The organism is Carboxydocella sp. JDF658 (genome assembly GCF_002049395.1).
GTDB lineage: Bacteria > Bacillota.
This window is the reverse complement of the sequence record NZ_BDLR01000038.1, coordinates 1-15014: the sequence shown is the minus strand read 5'-3', so window position 1 is coordinate 15014 and position 15014 is coordinate 1. Positions and strand designations below refer to the sequence as shown.

The following is a 15014-nucleotide window of genomic DNA, read 5'->3' as shown; positions in this document are numbered from 1 at the left end:
TTTTTTTATGATGAATGACCGATGATAAAAAAATAAAATAAGACCACTGATGGCATCTCAGTGATCTTTCTTCTTATCTACATATAAACTGCCCCTGGAATCAATTCCGGCATACAAAACTTCCCGGAGATCAAAAATGCCCCGTTTACCCAGTTCGTCCCGCAGCCATTGTTCAGTCAAATTTATTTTTTGCAAGTTTTCCTTTAAAATTTCGCCATCACTGATTAAGTCCCAGCTCATCCCCTCATACTGAGTGGGTAGCCCCAGGTCTTCCGGTGTAACCGGCCGCTTTTGCGATTTTAGCAAAACACTGAGCTGACCGTTGGGTTCTAAGACAGCAAACTCCACATCATGCAGGTTAAAGGCATTTTTATTGCGCAATTGCATCAGAAGATCATCTACATTGTAACGGAGTTTGGCCATGTTTTCTTCCAGAATCTTACCATTATGTACAACGATAGTCGGTTGTCCTTCCAGCAGTTTACGAGCTGGCCGGCTGACCAGGGACAGGTAACCCATCATGTAGGTAAGAAAACACCATAGAACCAAACCCAGCAGGTCGGGCAGAAATTTGACTTCCGTATCAATGGCTATCGTCCCGGCCATACTGCCGATGGTAATCCCGGTAACATATTCGTAAAAAGTCAGCTGTCCCACCTGTTCCTTATTGAGCAAGCGCGTTAAAATCAGAATAGCTAAAAAGGATCCCAATGTCCGCAATAACACCTCGGCTATTTCTGCCATTTTACCACCTCCAGTTTTCATACATTCCTAGTTTGAAAAAGGGCAGGCCAAAATATACGCCAAAGCAAAAAGGACCCCGGCCTAAATCCGGAGTCCTCTTTGTAGCTATACCCCCTGGCTACTGGTATTGGTTGTGTTGTTAGTATTATTGGAATTGTTACCTGTACCAGGGTTGATACCATTCCAGCCCCCACCTGGTCCAAAACCGGGTCCAAAACCACCTCTGCCAAAGCCGCCCCGTTTACAAGGGCCGCCGCCAAAACCGCCGGGCCCTGGCAAAATCCCGTTCTCTTCTCTAAATTTCTGCATCTGGTCCATCCGTTCCTTAATCAGTTTGCCCTGATCTTCTGTCAATTGACCCGCTTCCACATACTTGTCGACAATCTTTTTACGCAGCTCAATTATTTGTTTTTCAAGACTCAGGATTTCCTTCTTCTGGGCATCGGTCAATGTCTTCTGGGCCGTAGTGGTCAAGGCCGCAAAAGCGGGGACAGCCATTGCCAGCATCAGGACCACAGCCAGTCCGATGAAAATTTTGCGTTGCATCCTCCATTCACCTCCTTGTCCTTGATTTCAAGTTTAGTATATCCGTTCAAGATGGCAGGATTAGGGCAAATGTGTGACATTTTTGTGAAAACTAGCTGACCATTTTTGTGGCTGCTAGCGGTACACGCCGGAACAACACGGTCAAAGTCTGCCCCCGGCAAATTACCGCAACCCTGCTAAAACCGGCTGGGATGACCCTTGCCTCTATTTCTTCCTCAGTCAAAGTATTACGCCCTGACCCGGGTCTCCTGTAAGCTACATCCAGCAAAAACAGTCCTCCAGGCCGCAGATTGCGCCAGACATTAGAAAGCAGCCGCTGTTTTTCCCTTTCATCCTCAATGATATTGAAGACAAAATTGCACGTCACCAGGTCCAGACATAGAGATGTGTCTTCCAGCTCATCTACTGCCAGTATTCCTTTCACCCCACTGGTACGAGCCTGCCCTGCCACTTTCTCCAGCTGTGCAGGCAAATCGGTAATGTAGACAGTATAGCCCCGGTTCAACAGATACCTGGTATTGCGCAGGGTGCCTGCGCCATAATCCAGCACCCTTCTTACTTTTTCCCGTTGAAAAAGGGGTTCCAGCAATAACAAACTTTTTACAGCAGCCATATCCATCACTCCATAATTTGATATTGATTTTCATTTTCATTTTAGTAAGACCCTTTGTTTTTGTCAATAAAAAAAACGAGGGGTCTCCCCCTCATTTTTCCCATTACTCTTCCCGGTATTCATCCAGATTATCCAGAAAAGAGTTGAGTGCACCATCATTTTTGAATTCCAGCACTCGCCGTAAATCCTCTTTTTCAGCCTCAGTTAATTGCTGCCATTGTTTGACTTTATACAAGCGGCTGCGCAATTCTGCGGGCAGTTGCTCCACAGGAATGGCTTCCCGCTGCAGCAAAAGACCCCCTCCACCCAAGGGCCCATGGTAGATAGCCAGAAAACCCTGCTCGACACCCAGATGGCGGTATTCCCGGTGGACGGGACAAAAATCATCCACCCTTTTGCGCAAGATCAGCAGGGTACTGGCCGGAAATTCTACCTCCCAGCCTTCCTGGGCGGAAAACTGTTTTTTTATCCTGTCCTCAGTCAAGCCTTTGATGGCCGGCCAGGGCCCCGTCACCGTTTGTTCCTTCTCCCCGCATAAGAAGATTTTCTCCTGGCGGATCTGGGTCTGGTCTGTCACCTTTTTAGGTTCAAGAATAGGCGCCGGTGTGGGCTTGGTAGCCGGCACCAGGGCCCGATAGCCATAATACAGGACAGCTCCTGTACCCAGTCCCAGAGAGAGCATCCCCACCAGCCAGAGAGTCACTACATATTTACGCATAAAAATACCTCCTTTGGGTACGATTATTCCCCAAAGGAGGCAGCTTTAAACCAGTTCAGGCCATTTCTGCCAGATCGATATCAAAGTTGGCGTAAACATCCTGCACATCATCATGATCTTCCAGGGCTTCCATTAGCTTGAGCATTTTCGCCGCTTCATCACCGGTCAGGGCCACGGTAGTCTTGGGCAGCATGGTGACCTGAGCCATAGCAATAGGATAGCCGGCTGCTTCCAGTGCCTCTTTCACCTGGTCAAAATCATCGGGCTGAGTGATAATTTCCATGCTTTCCTCATCACTTTTTACATCCTCTGCCCCGGCTTCAATAGCGGTCAACATGACCTCATCCTCATCAGCCTTTAATTCTTCTTTGTCGATAACGATCAGACCTCTGGGGTCAAAGAGCCAGGCCACACAGCCTGTTTCCCCCAGACTGCCGCCATTGCGGGAAAAGATATGTCTGATTTCAGAAGCAGTCCGGTTACGATTATCGGTCATGATATTCATCAGCACAGCTACTCCGCCTGGACCATAGCCTTCATAGACCAGTTCCTCGTAGTTGGTATTGTTACCCGCCCCGGAAGCCCTTTCAATCACCCGCTGGATATTGTCATTGGGAATATTATTTTCACGGGCTTTCTGGATGACGGCTTTCAGCCTGGGATTGGCTTCCGGATCCGGTCCCCCGGCCTTGACCGCTACCATGATTTCCCGGGAAATTTTGGTGAAAATCTTGGCCCGTACGGCATCCTGCTTGGCCTTACGGTGTTTGATATTGGCCCATTTACTGTGACCTGCCATCAGATACCTCTCCTTTATGTCTTTTATCCTGTCTTATTTTAGCATAAGCCCCTTGTTATTGAAAAGGAGAAAGTACAGGAAAAAATCACAGTACAAGCAGGATTTTGCTGAAAATTATGGAATTTAGAAAGAAAGGGTCAGATTCGAGGCAAAAGCCCGGGAGGGAAAAAAAGTGAAACAAATCATCGAAACCATTGGTTCTGACTATCCCATGGGAGTGTTACAGGGCAGGATGGCCAAACAGCAAATTGCGGAAATGTGGCAAAAAGTCCAGGATTCCACCCTCCTGGCCCACAACCGGCCACCTTTAATGCCCAAACCCCTGCACCTTTTGCATTGTCAGAAAAAAGCCGATACTTTTTTGAAAAACTACCTGCAAAGAGCATTGCCGGAGGAATGTGAACGAATTCACGGCCTCGCCCAGGGAGCTGCTCTTCCCGAGGAAGCCCTTTTATTTATGCAAGTGCTGGAAATGGAACTGGTACCAAAAGCCGACACCTATACCCTCACGGCCGGTTTGGGCTTTGTAGCCGGTCCCCAGGCTACTATTCAGGAAGAAGTACTTATTTGCTCAATCTGGGACTTCGCCCTGCCTGTCGAAGACCAGTTGCTGGTGCGTAAAAGCTGGCCCCGTCAGGGTAACAGTTCCCTGGATGTAACCCTGGCCCACCTGGCCGGTTGCCTGGGAGGGGTAAATCAGCACGGCCTGGCTGTAGCCCTCTTCCCGGCTTATGCCGCTGACAGCCTTTCCTTGAAGGCTGTTCCCCTTAACCTGCTAGTCCAAAAAGTACTGGCCAGCACCGCTACTGCCGAGGAAGGGGCTGCTTTGCTGGAAAAATACCATCGTGACATTGGAGCCACCGTATGTCTGGCCGACAGCTCTGGCAAAATAATATTATTGGAGTTGAGCCGAACTGACCAGGCCCGGCGTCAGGCCGAAACGGGGATGAACTGGATTACTACCCGGTTTACTTCCCAGTTGCCCCAGGTTACAGAAGAATACTTCAGCAAAAAAGCTCTTCCTTCCTTCCAGGGTCTGCCTATTCATCAACCTGCTCAGGAGCGGGCACGGCAGTTACAGGAAAAAATCCAGCAGGTTGGCTTGCTGGAGCCGGAAAATATCTTGCCTTTACTCAGAGATCATGGTCAGGGTCAGGGCGAAAACAGCCTTTGTCGCCACGGTAAAATGCTTACCACCCAGCTGGCTTTTATCCTGCAACCACGCCTCAAACGCCTCTGGGTCTACCTGGGTTCACCCTGTCTCAATCAATGGCAAAAATGGGGGCTGTAATCAGTGCAAACCGGAATCTGGCTTTATCGTCTCTATGATGTAGCAGAAGAAATCGATCTGAACCGGGTGGAACAGCTGCTATCTGTCACCTTACCTACCGTGCGGCTGCGGCTGGCCAAAATCCGGGCCAAATCCATGCAACTGGCCAACCCGCCGGTAGCGGTGGAATTACTGGAGGAAAGCCTTTATCTGGGCCCCTGGCAGGTAAATGTCCAGTGGTCAGCTAAAATTTTCGATCTGGGAGTAGTTTCTCTGGTTATGCGGATCCTGATGCCAGGGGAAGTGGACCTCTCCCTCTGGACGGAAATGGCCAACTTCCTGTATAACAGCGAAGAAGTGGAAATGCATTTTGAACGGCAGCTGGCCACTGTGATACACTCCCTGGCTCCGGCTTTGCATAAACCCGCTGCCAGCCACAATATGATGGAGGATTTTACCGTCTACTACTTTCGGCGCTGGAATCGGGACTGGGACCCCGTGCCCTTGCTGCTGGCCGAAACAGAGAAGGTCAGCAATCAGGTGCGCCGGGATACCATGCAGCATAGTTTCAGTTACGGCCCGGATGATCTGACCATCATCACCTGGGACTCCGCCCTGGTTTATGATGCCGGTGGCAGTACAGATATTCCCGATCTACTGGAACTTGGTCTGGCGCAGCTGCTGGAATTACGCTACTATGACGATCTCTTGAGCCGGGAGCTGGCTCAGGCCTATCAGGACATCGAATGGGCTGAACGCCGGCTGGGCCGGCTCAGCCAGTACCGGCGGATAATGAAACGTTTAATGGAACTGGTCGTGGATATCACGGAAATCATTGACCGTATCCAGAATTCCTTGAAGGTAACAGAAGACATTTTTTATGCTCGCGTCTATAGTGCCGCCCTCAGCATTTTTCGCACCAGGGTCTGGGTGGAAAGTATCGAACGGAAAACCAATTTGTTGCGCGAAACCTATTCCATGCTCAGTGAAGAAATTGTTACCCGCCGTTCCATGACCCTGGAGGTAGCGATTGTCTTGTTGTTTATCCTGGAAATTATCATGGGCCTGTTCGGTCATTTCTAGAACTAAAATCCCCATAAAATTGCGGTACAGGACCCACCACCATCAGATTGGTCAGCAGCACCTCAGTGTGTACAGGTACAGTCCGATCTGTAAAGGGCGGCACCACGATTTGCAGCTGGGTCTCCACCATCAAGCTGATTACGTGCCGGGTCTGGTTGATCCCGGCTGTTTTTACTTCATTTTTTATCTCCGTTTTAACTGCACCTGTGGGCCAAACTTCCACTTTAATCCCTGGCCCCCAGGCCGCCAGCCAGGTGATACGGGTAATCGTCCCCAGCGGAACGGTTACCTTTTTTATTTTCAATTCCTCCAGGCGTCGGTTTACTGTTAATGCTACCCGGCTCTGCAGCTTGTCGAGAGCTACCACATCCGGTTCCATCAGCACTGGCCGCCCTTCCCCATCTTTATATACCTTAACCAGGTTGCCCTGGCCGAAACGTTCCATCTCTTCCAGAACAGAGCGATGCACAATTTCCGTGGCCAGGCGCTTGACCTGGGCCTCTGCTTCAGCCCGCAAGGGAGCAGCAATGAGGAGATCCAGCAGATAAAAGCCGCTAATGAGGATTGCGACCAGGAATAGAACCAGCGCCAGCCACGGTCTCCGCCGGCGTGGGCCAAAACCCTGCAGTGATGGACGGCGTCCCATAAAAAAATTCACCTCCACCCTAATCTATGTGGAGGTGAACCAATAGGTGAAAGCCCTAGGCTAAAATCACTCTGGCGAATTTCCTTTTGCCTACCTGCAAAATCAGGCCATCCTGAACGTTAATGCGCATAAGGGGATCAGTTACTTTTTCTTCATTGACCTTGACTCCCCCCTGGGCAATCAACCGGCGGGCTTCACTGTTGGACGCAGCCAGGCCACTCAGTTGTAACAGTTTGGAAAGACCAATGGTGCCACCTTCCAGCTCATTGGCCGGCAGCTGATAGACGGGAATTTCCTCCGGCAAGTGGCGCTGCTGGAATACCCGGACAAAGTGTTCTTCCGCCTGCCTGGCTGCCTCCGGCCCATGGTACATGCTGACAATTTCCCGGGCCAGCCGCATTTTCACGTCCCGTGGATGCAATTTTCCCTCTGCCAGGCCTGCTTTGATCTGAGCCAGCTCCTCCAGGGATACCCGGGTTACCAGCTCAAAATAACGCAGCATCAATTCATCGGGAATAGACATGGTTTTGCCGTACATTTCCTCAGGTGCCTCATTGATACCGATATAGTTGCCCAGGGATTTGCTCATCTTGTTGACGCCATCCAAACCTTCCAGAATCGGCATCATAAGAGCGATTTGCGGCTCCTGGCCAAATTCTTTCTGTAAATGGCGGCCCATCAGAAGGTTAAACTTCTGGTCAGTACCCCCTAATTCCACATCCGCTTCTAACGCCACAGAATCATAACCCTGCATGAGAGGATAGAAAAACTCATGGATGCTGATAGGTGCCCCTTCTTTGAAGCGCTTGCTGAAATCTTCCCGCTCCAGCATGCGGGCCACAGTATATTTGGCCGCTAATTGAATAACATCTGTAAAGGTAAGGGGAGCCAGCCACTGGCTGTTAAATACAACCCTGGTCCTGGCCCGGTCCAGGATTTTAAAAATCTGCTCTTGATAGGTACGGGCATTGGCCTGCACCTCTTCTTCAGTCAGCTGTTTCCTGGTTTCCGATTTGCCAGTAGGGTCACCAATGCGGCCGGTAAAGTCCCCGATAATTATAATCACTTCATGCCCCAGGTCCTGAAAGGTTCGGAGCTTATTGAGCACTACCGTATGTCCCAGATGGATATCCGGTGCCGTGGGATCCAGGCCCAGTTTTACCCGCAGGGGTTTACCGGTAGCAATAGCTTTTTTTAACTTCTCTACCAGTTCGTTTTCCGGTACAATTTCCGCTACGCCACGGCGGATTTCCGCCAGCTGGCGTTCTAAATCTGCCAACACTTCCCTCACCATCCCGCAAGCATTTATATTTATGTATTATAACAAAGGAAATCCTGGTTGGCAAATACCATACCCTTAACGGAACGGATATGGTATAATACCACTATGTCGGATTATTTTTTACAAAAGGAGAGGAGAAGCTGTGGGCAAAAAACTTTTGCTCTTGTTAGCCCTGCTGGTCATGGGTGTAGGACTGGGCGCAGGCATCTATGCAGCCATGGCTATTGCCGATGCTCCTGCCTGGGACCCCAGTAAATTGGCTGTCAGTGAAACCTCGATCATTTATGACAGCAAGGGTAATATTATCGCGAAAGTACATGGTGGTGAAAACCGAACAGTAGTATCCATAAAAGACATCCCCCCCCATGTTATCAATGCCTTCCTGGCTGTAGAGGATGCCAACTTTTACGAACATTCCGGTATTGATTATAAGGCAGTGGTGCGGGCAGTGATTGCCAATATAACTGATGGTTTTGGCTCCCAGGGTTTTTCCACTATAACCCAGCAGTTAGTCAAACAGTCTTTTCTTTCTCCGGAAAAAACCATCAAGCGCAAATTGCAGGAAATTTATCTGGCCCGTCAGGTAGAAAAATACTATACCAAAGATCAAATTCTGGAAATGTATCTTAACCGCATTTTCTTTGGCCACAATGCCTATGGAATACAGGCTGCGGCCCAGACCTATTTTGGCAAGGATGTCAAGGATCTGACTATCGCTGAAGCAGCCATGCTGGCCGGGATTCCCCAGGCTCCCAGCCGTTTAAGCCCGTTCCGCAATCCGGAACTGGCCAAAAAACGCCGGGCCCATGTGCTGGAGAACATGGTCCGCTTCGGCTTTATCACCCCGGAACAGGCTGAACAGGCCAATGCTGATAACTTTGAATCTTTAAATCGGGATGGAAGGAATCAGGGAAGCAATGCTACCTACCAGCACCAGTATTATGTAGAATATGTCCTCGACCAGCTGGAGGATATTTTTGGACCGGAAAAGGTCTTTGCTGGCGGTTTGCAGGTCTACACCGCCCTTGACCCGGAAATCCAGACGGAAGCGGAAAAAGTGATGAATGATCCCAAAAACTTCCCAAAAGGAAAAGCCAATGAGCAGGGAATAATTCAGCCCCAGGGCGCAGTGGTAATTCTGGAACCTGGCACCGGCCAAATCAAGGCCCTGGTGGGTGGGCGCGGCCAAACTGAAGGCCGGCGCGTCCTTAACCGGGCCACCCAGTCCCACCGGCAACCGGGTTCAGCCTTTAAACCCATCATCGCTTATGGCCCGGCTCTGGAAGCAGGAATGAGCCCGGCCACAGTGGTGGATGATGCCCCTGTCTCCTATGGAAAATACAGCCCCAAAAACTATGATGGCTCCTATGGAGGCCTGACTAGCTTACGCTCCGCTCTGACCCGGTCTGTTAACGTGGTAGCGGTTAAGTTACTGGATGAAGTAGGTATCAAGAAAGCGATGAAAATCGCCCGCAACCTGGGTATTTCTACCGAATCCCTGGACCCGGTGGCTGATAACGGCCTCAGCATCGCTTTAGGTGGTCTTTCCCGGGGTGTCACCCCTCTGGAAATGGCTGGCGCCTATGCCGCTTTTGCCAACAAAGGTATCTATGTTGAACCAACTGCCATTCTTAAAGTCACTGACAAAACCGGTAAGGTTATCTGGGAAAGTGCCCCCTTAAAGCGCAAAGCCCTGAAATCTTCGACTGCTTTCATGCTCACTGACATGTTACAATCAGTGGTTAAATATGGTACTGGTACCAGGGCGCAATTGCCCGGCTGGCCCGTTGCCGGTAAAACCGGCACTACCAATGATGCCAAGGATATCTGGTTTGCTGGTTATACTCCCAAACTGGTAGGCGTGGTGTGGATTGGCTATGACCAGCCCAAACCCATGCCCCGGGAATTTGGCGGTCGTTATCCCGCTTTGATCTGGAAGAAAATCATGATCAAAGCCCATGAAGGCCTGGAACCGGTCAATTTCGAAAAACCTGACAGCGTGGTTCAGGCTACCGTCTGCAAAATTTCCGGCAAAAAGCCTTCGGAAATCTGTCCCAAAGAGGATCTGGTAACAGAGTATTTCGCTGAAGGAACTGTCCCGGAGGAAATCTGCGACTTGCATATCGAGGTTAAGGTCTCAGCGGCCAGCAATCTCCTGCCTAGCCCTTACTGTCCCGACGTCGTGACCAAAGTTTTTATCAAACGCAGTGCTAGCAAGGTGCCTATGCCCAATATGGCTCCTACAGAAGTATGTACTCTGCATAACCCTGGAAATAGTGAAACAGTTGCCATCTGTACCGACCCCAGCCATAATGGCAAGGAAGTGCTGGCCAATGTGCCCGGTCCAGGAGAAAGCGGCGGCTGCCCACCGGAACTGGTAGTGAAGAAAACCTATGTTAAAGGACAGGCGCCTAAAGAGAAATGCCAGATTCCAGAACATCAGGTAACGGTAAGCCAGCCTGCTCCTCCAGATAATACTACCAGTCCAGAACCCCCTACTTCACCGGAAGTTCCGGCTCCCACTCCGCAATAGAGAAAAACCCCAAACCCCGAAACGGGGCTGGGGTTTTTCTATTCTGTTTTAAACTGGCTGATCTGCTGTTTCAGCTCTTCTGCCACCTGCAGTAATTCTTCGGCCGAAGCAGCTACCAGCTGGGTAGCTGCCCGCATCTGCTCCATCTCCCGATCCAGTTCTATACTATGACCGCTGCTCTCTCCTGCCAGACGGGCGATTTCTTCCATCGCCTGTCGGCTTTGGTCACCAATCTGGACAATTTCCCGGCTGGCCAGTTCATTGCGCTGGGCAATGTTCGTCATGTTCTGCATCGCCCCAACTACTTCATTGGTACTGGCGGTAACCTCTTCAATGATAGCGGAAATACTGCTAATCTGTTCGGCCACTTCTTCTACCGCCTGGTCGATGGCGGTCAAAACCTGTCCGGCTCCTTCTGCCAGCTCTACCCCTTTACTAACCTGAGACAAGCCATTTTCCATCGCTGCAATGGCTTCATTTACACCAGCCTGAATCCGGGAAACCAGCTGATTGATTTCCTTGGTTGCTCTGGAAGACCTTTCGGCCAGCTTCCGTACCTCATCGGCCACAACCGCAAAGCCTTTGCCCTGTTCCCCGGCCCGGGCCGCTTCAATAGCCGCATTCAATGCCAGCAAGTTGGTCTGTTCAGCTATATCGTCAATCATCTGCACAATAGTACTGATTTGTTCCGATTGTTCCCCCAGGGAATGGATGGTGCGTGCCGTAGCCGTTACTGCCTCCTGAATCGCCTCCATTCCAGTAATGGTGGTTTGTACTGCCCTGGCTCCCTCCTGGGCCGCCTCCCTGGCCTTTATACTTTCCGCATTGACTTTTTCTGCCGCTCGCGCAGCCTTTTCCATGCCTTCTGCCACATTGCGTAAAAGCAGTCCATCAGCCTCCACCTGGCGTAACTGATTCTGAGAGCCAGCAGAAACTTCCTCCACTGTTTGCGCCAGCTGAACCAGTAATTGCAAACTGGCGGTGGTTTGCTGTTGTTGCTGCTGAATCGCCTGTTTTAGTTTTTCTGTCCGTTCTTTCACTTTTGCAATTGATTGGGAGTTATCTTCAACAACATTGACCAGTAATTGGCTCTGCTGATTTACCTGTTCCCCGCCGGCATATATCTGTCTCAACATTTCCTGCAACTGGGCCAGCATGCTATTAATATAACCCGCAAGAATCCCAAGCTCATCCTGGCGCTCAATTTTAAGGCGCCTGGTTAAATCCCCCCGCCCCTGGGCCAGCTCAGCAACTGCTGCCAGAATAGCATCCAGAGGCCGTTTCAGAATCAAATTGGTAGTTACCCAGACCGCACATAAGATGAGGGCAATCATCAGCAACATCAGCAGAGTTACATTATTGCGGACCGCAGCAATTTTCTCCTCTGCCCGGGCCACCGAGACCCCGACCCGAAAAGCTCCCCATTTCTGGCCATCTACATAAATGGGATAACTGAAATCCCAGATCACTTCCCCTGTATCCCGGTGATAAACTTGTTTCAGGGCTTTTTCGGCCTTAGCTGCCGCCAGGCCTACCGGGTCATTGAAAATCCTTTTGGCCCGCTGCTGATATTTGCTGTTATGGGTCGGAGCATAACCCCGGTCATCCACAGCCAGGGCATAGACTATATCTTCATCAGTCAAAAAGGCATCAAAAACCTTTTGCCAGTGTTGTTCGGCATAGTCATCATAGACGGTATGGAATTTCTTGACCCCGTTTTCTTCCGCAAACTGCCGGTACTGGCGCTGAAAAAGTTGTTCCCGCTGGATAATACCTGTTTGCAAATCCGAACTGATAATGCTTTCAATGGTCCGGGCACCGGCCAGAGCCAGCCCCATCCCCTTCTCAGTCAGATTCGCTTCTACCCTTGTTCGCTCCGAGTAAACGCGATAGACACCATAACTGGCTGTCAGTACCGCTAACACCAGAAACAAGGATAAAATCAACTTGAATCTGAGACCGCGCTGTACCACTATACCACCCCTTCTCACCTTCTCTGTTTTATAACAGTTTTCGACATGAATTTATAAAATCCTATCAGAGGTTTTTAAAATAACAAAAAATAAAGGGCAGCAGTAAAAACTGCGCCCTTAACGGTCAAAAAAGGGATTTTTGCTGCTGACTGAAAGGGGTATACCGTAGATGATTTTGACATCCTCTCCCAGCAGTTTTAGATTAACTGCCGCTTTTCCTACGGAAAACCAAACCCGGTGGTCAACATGATGCAAACCGGCAACCTGCGCTGCAGAAGCAATGGCTATGCTCAAATCGGTGATATTAAAGGCACAGATGCCATCAGCAGCTGCATTGGCCTGGCAATTAGCAAAACCACAATAGCCACAGGGGGTCAAGCCCAAACGTTCTGAGCGGCTACCCACCAGAAACACCGCTGCCGTCCGGTCCAGGTTACCGGCATCGCGGGCAAAAAAGGCAGCCGGGCTTCCTGTTTCTTCAGCAATGCGCCGCATTTCGCTCTGTAAACGCTGCAGATCTTCTCCGGGAAAAACCGCCGCAGTCACCAGGGTATCCCGCCCCCGGCCTTTGGGGGCCGTACGAGCGGCAATGGCCATCAGCCGCAAAACTTCCAGAATTCCTTCCTGTTCCAGTATTTTACCTTCAACTACCATGTTTATCTTCCTCCTTCATTCAGTTCTATAATGACTGCATATTCATCACAATTGGGAAATTTAGGGCAGTTAATGCATTCCTTCCAGACTTTATGGGGTAATGTCTCCATAGGTACTTCCCGGAAGCCGCAAGCCAGGAAAAAATCCAGCTGATAGGTTAAAGCGAAAACCCGGGGTAAGCCCAGTTCCCTTGCCTCTTCCACCAGGGCCTCTACCAGTTTTCTGCCCAGCCCCTTTCCTCGCCAGTCGGATGCCAGGGCCAGAGCCCGGATTTCAGCCAGGTCCTCCCAGATGACGTGCAGGGCCCCGGTTCCCACTACCTGGCCCTCGATTTCAATTACGGTAAATTCCCGGATGGTTTCATAGAGCATGCTGCGGGAGCGGGCCAGCATAAGGCCCTGGGCGGCACATTCATTAATCAGCTGGTGCATGCTTTCCACATCCGCCATCCTGGCTTTTCGAATCAGCATTAGTTATCACCCATTTCACTGATAATATTATAGTATTTCTGGAGCTGAGCCTCTACCCGTTGATGAATTTCCGCTGCCGGGAGCCCGGTTAATAACTCCAGCCCCTGGTCGATGGTGCTGATGGCATAAAGATGAAAGCGCCCGGCCGCAACGGCTTCCACCACCTCTTCATTGAGCATCAGATTGGGTACATTCTGTACAGGCATAATCACCCCCTGGGTTCCAGTCAGTCCACGGGCTTTGCAGGTATAATAAAAGCCTTCAATTTTTTCATTAATGCCCCCAATGGGCTGAATTTCCCCTTTTTGATTTACAGAACCCGTTACCGCCAGGTCCTGTCTGAGGGGAACATTGGCCAGACTGGAAAGCAGGGCATAGAGTTCAGCAGCAGAGGCGCTGTCACCATCCACCCCATCATAGTTCTGTTCAAAACAGAGACTGGCCGAGAGACAAAGGGGGACCCGGTGGGCATAGCGGGCTCCCAGATAGCCAGCCAGAATCATGACCCCCTTGTCATGGATACGACCGGACAGGCGCACTTCCCGCTCGATATTGATAATCCCCTCTTCCCCCAGATAGGTATTGGCAGTGATACGAGAGGGCTTACCAAAAGAATAGTCCCCGGTATCCAGCACTGCCAGTCCATTGATTTGTCCCACCTTGCTGCCACTTGTATCTAACAGAATTACACCCTGAGCCAGCAGTTCACCCAGCTTCTCTTCATAGAGGTTGGAACGGTAGACTTTTTCCTTGATCGCGGTTTCAACATGTTCAGCCTCCACCCTTTCCGCTCCGGCCAGGGTGGCCCAGGCTTCCGCTTCAAAAATAATTTCGACGATTTCATTAAAACGGGCTGAAAGTTTATCCTGATGTTCGGCCAGACGGGAGCTGTATTCGATAATCCGCGCCACTCCCGAGGCCGCAAAAGGCTTGAGATCGTTTTTCTGACACTGGGCAGCGATGAATCCAGCCATAGCTCGTTCGTTCTCCTCACTTCTGACCAGTTCATCATCAAATTCCGCCCTGATTTTGAACAATTTGGGAAAATCCTCATCATACTCATGCAGTAGCTGATAATATTCCAGGCTACCGGTCAGTACCACTTTAACCTGAACCGGAATCGGTTCTGGTTGCAAAGTGGTAATTACCGCCACCCCCTGGTGGTCGGTAGGATTTTCGATGCGAATTTCGCCATTGCGTAAAACCCTTTTTAATGCCTCCCAGGCCGCTGGATTGGCCAGTACGTCCTTGACCTGCAAAATCAGATAGCCGCCATTGGCCCGATGCAGGGCCCCGGCTTTGATTTTGGTATGGTCGGTGGACAAAACCCCCAGTTCATTTTGATATTCAATCCTGCCAATCAAATTGGTAAAAGTAGGGTTGGGTTCATAAACTACCGGTGCCCCTTTAACTTCGCTGCTATCCACCAGCAGGTTGACTTTATATTTTTCATAGGGGTCTTCTCCTTTTTTGGCCCCCAGGAGAAAAGCCAGCTGTTCTCCCACTTCGTCCTTTTCCGGTTCCTTAAAGCTCTCCAGATTATTGATAATATCTTCCTGAATTCCCTTGATGTATTCCACTACCTGATGATACTGGCGGTATTTGTCCTTTAAATCAGCCAGCAAATGGCCGATAGCCAGCAAAGCCATCTGGCCCTCCAGCTGCTTTTCCTTTTGCTGATAC

Annotated in this window: 14 protein-coding genes; 3 read left to right on the top strand and 11 right to left on the bottom strand. The window is 50.3% G+C overall.

Annotation, left to right across the window (positions count from 1 at the left end; all coding sequences use genetic code 11):
- Positions 1-57 precede the first annotated feature (57 nt).
- The 5 genes from JDF658_RS07460 to JDF658_RS07440 all read right to left on the bottom strand — a co-directional run bounded on the left by JDF658_RS07460 (position 58) and on the right by JDF658_RS07440 (position 3420).
- Entirely contained in the window at positions 58-744 is a 687-nt protein-coding gene (locus JDF658_RS07460) for a DUF421 domain-containing protein (protein WP_079907025.1), read from the bottom strand.
- Between the two features lie 105 nt (positions 745-849).
- The gene (locus tag JDF658_RS07455) at positions 850-1290 is read right to left on the bottom strand and encodes a YckD family protein (RefSeq protein ID WP_079907024.1); all 441 of its coding nucleotides are present in this window, start codon (positions 1288-1290) and stop codon (positions 850-852) included.
- Positions 1291-1381: 91 nt separating this feature from the next.
- Entirely contained in the window at positions 1382-1903 is a 522-nt protein-coding gene (locus JDF658_RS07450; RefSeq protein ID WP_159446589.1) for a class I SAM-dependent methyltransferase, read from the bottom strand.
- A 103-nt stretch (positions 1904-2006) separates the two neighbouring features.
- Positions 2007-2621 (bottom strand): hypothetical protein, encoded by a 615-nt coding sequence (locus JDF658_RS07445; RefSeq protein WP_079907022.1) that lies wholly within the window; start codon positions 2619-2621, stop codon positions 2007-2009.
- 55 nt (positions 2622-2676) lie between these two features.
- Positions 2677-3420: a YebC/PmpR family DNA-binding transcriptional regulator gene (locus JDF658_RS07440; RefSeq protein ID WP_079907021.1), complete on the bottom strand. Its 744-nt coding sequence runs from the start codon at positions 3418-3420 to the stop codon at positions 2677-2679.
- A 172-nt stretch (positions 3421-3592) separates the two neighbouring features.
- Between JDF658_RS07440 and JDF658_RS07435 the strand changes: the two genes are divergently transcribed.
- Together JDF658_RS07435 and JDF658_RS07430 are read left to right on the top strand one after the other, a co-directional pair.
- Positions 3593-4711 (top strand): carcinine hydrolase/isopenicillin-N N-acyltransferase family protein, encoded by a 1119-nt coding sequence (locus JDF658_RS07435; RefSeq protein WP_079907020.1) that lies wholly within the window; start codon positions 3593-3595, stop codon positions 4709-4711.
- Positions 4712-4714: 3 nt separating this feature from the next.
- Positions 4715-5773, top strand: coding sequence for a hypothetical protein (locus JDF658_RS07430; RefSeq protein WP_079907019.1), 1059 nt, complete (start codon positions 4715-4717; stop codon positions 5771-5773).
- On the opposite strand, the gene yunB is transcribed toward JDF658_RS07430, so the two are convergent.
- Positions 5748-6419, bottom strand: a complete 672-nt coding sequence (gene yunB / locus JDF658_RS07425; RefSeq protein ID WP_079907017.1) for a sporulation protein YunB — start codon at positions 6417-6419, stop codon at positions 5748-5750. The two genes, JDF658_RS07430 and yunB, sit on opposite strands and share 26 nt — an antisense overlap.
- 55 nt (positions 6420-6474) lie before the next feature.
- Positions 6475-7713, bottom strand: coding sequence for a tyrosine--tRNA ligase (gene tyrS / locus JDF658_RS07420; RefSeq protein WP_375804196.1), 1239 nt, complete (start codon positions 7711-7713; stop codon positions 6475-6477).
- Positions 7714-7843: 130 nt separating this feature from the next.
- Here tyrS and JDF658_RS07415 point away from each other — a divergent pair, with 130 nt between their 5' ends.
- Entirely contained in the window at positions 7844-10234 is a 2391-nt protein-coding gene (locus JDF658_RS07415; RefSeq protein ID WP_079907016.1) for a transglycosylase domain-containing protein, read from the top strand.
- Between the two features lie 38 nt (positions 10235-10272).
- Here the strand turns inward: JDF658_RS07415 and JDF658_RS07410 are convergent, their stop codons facing one another.
- The 4 genes from JDF658_RS07410 to JDF658_RS07395 form a co-directional block, all read right to left on the bottom strand.
- The gene (locus JDF658_RS07410) at positions 10273-12207 is read right to left on the bottom strand and encodes a methyl-accepting chemotaxis protein (RefSeq protein WP_079907015.1); all 1935 of its coding nucleotides are present in this window, start codon (positions 12205-12207) and stop codon (positions 10273-10275) included.
- A 117-nt stretch (positions 12208-12324) separates the two neighbouring features.
- Positions 12325-12861: a ferredoxin domain-containing protein gene (locus JDF658_RS07405; RefSeq protein WP_078666423.1), complete on the bottom strand. Its 537-nt coding sequence runs from the start codon at positions 12859-12861 to the stop codon at positions 12325-12327.
- A 2-nt stretch (positions 12862-12863) separates the two neighbouring features.
- Positions 12864-13331, bottom strand: a complete 468-nt coding sequence (locus JDF658_RS07400) for an N-acetyltransferase (RefSeq protein WP_078666422.1) — start codon at positions 13329-13331, stop codon at positions 12864-12866.
- The coding region (locus tag JDF658_RS07395) for a Lon protease family protein (RefSeq protein WP_079907014.1) at positions 13331-15014 on the bottom strand (1684 nt) is incomplete at its 5' end. The genes JDF658_RS07395 and JDF658_RS07400, both read right to left, overlap by 1 nt.

Coding starts and splice junctions, on each gene's coding strand:
- JDF658_RS07460 (WP_079907025.1), bottom strand. CDS start 744: ATGGCAGAAATAGCCGAGGTGTTATTGCGGACATTGGGATCCTTTTTA.
- yunB (WP_079907017.1), bottom strand. CDS start 6,419: ATGGGACGCCGTCCATCACTGCAGGGTTTTGGCCCACGCCGGCGGAGA.
- JDF658_RS07450 (WP_159446589.1), bottom strand. CDS start 1,903: ATGGCTGCTGTAAAAAGTTTGTTATTGCTGGAACCCCTTTTTCAACGG.
- JDF658_RS07455 (WP_079907024.1), bottom strand. CDS start 1,290: ATGCAACGCAAAATTTTCATCGGACTGGCTGTGGTCCTGATGCTGGCA.
- JDF658_RS07440 (WP_079907021.1), bottom strand. CDS start 3,420: ATGGCAGGTCACAGTAAATGGGCCAATATCAAACACCGTAAGGCCAAG.
- JDF658_RS07400 (WP_078666422.1), bottom strand. CDS start 13,331: ATGCTGATTCGAAAAGCCAGGATGGCGGATGTGGAAAGCATGCACCAG.
- JDF658_RS07445 (WP_079907022.1), bottom strand. CDS start 2,621: ATGCGTAAATATGTAGTGACTCTCTGGCTGGTGGGGATGCTCTCTCTG.
- JDF658_RS07405 (WP_078666423.1), bottom strand. CDS start 12,861: ATGGTAGTTGAAGGTAAAATACTGGAACAGGAAGGAATTCTGGAAGTT.
- tyrS (WP_375804196.1), bottom strand. CDS start 7,713: ATGGTGAGGGAAGTGTTGGCAGATTTAGAACGCCAGCTGGCGGAAATC.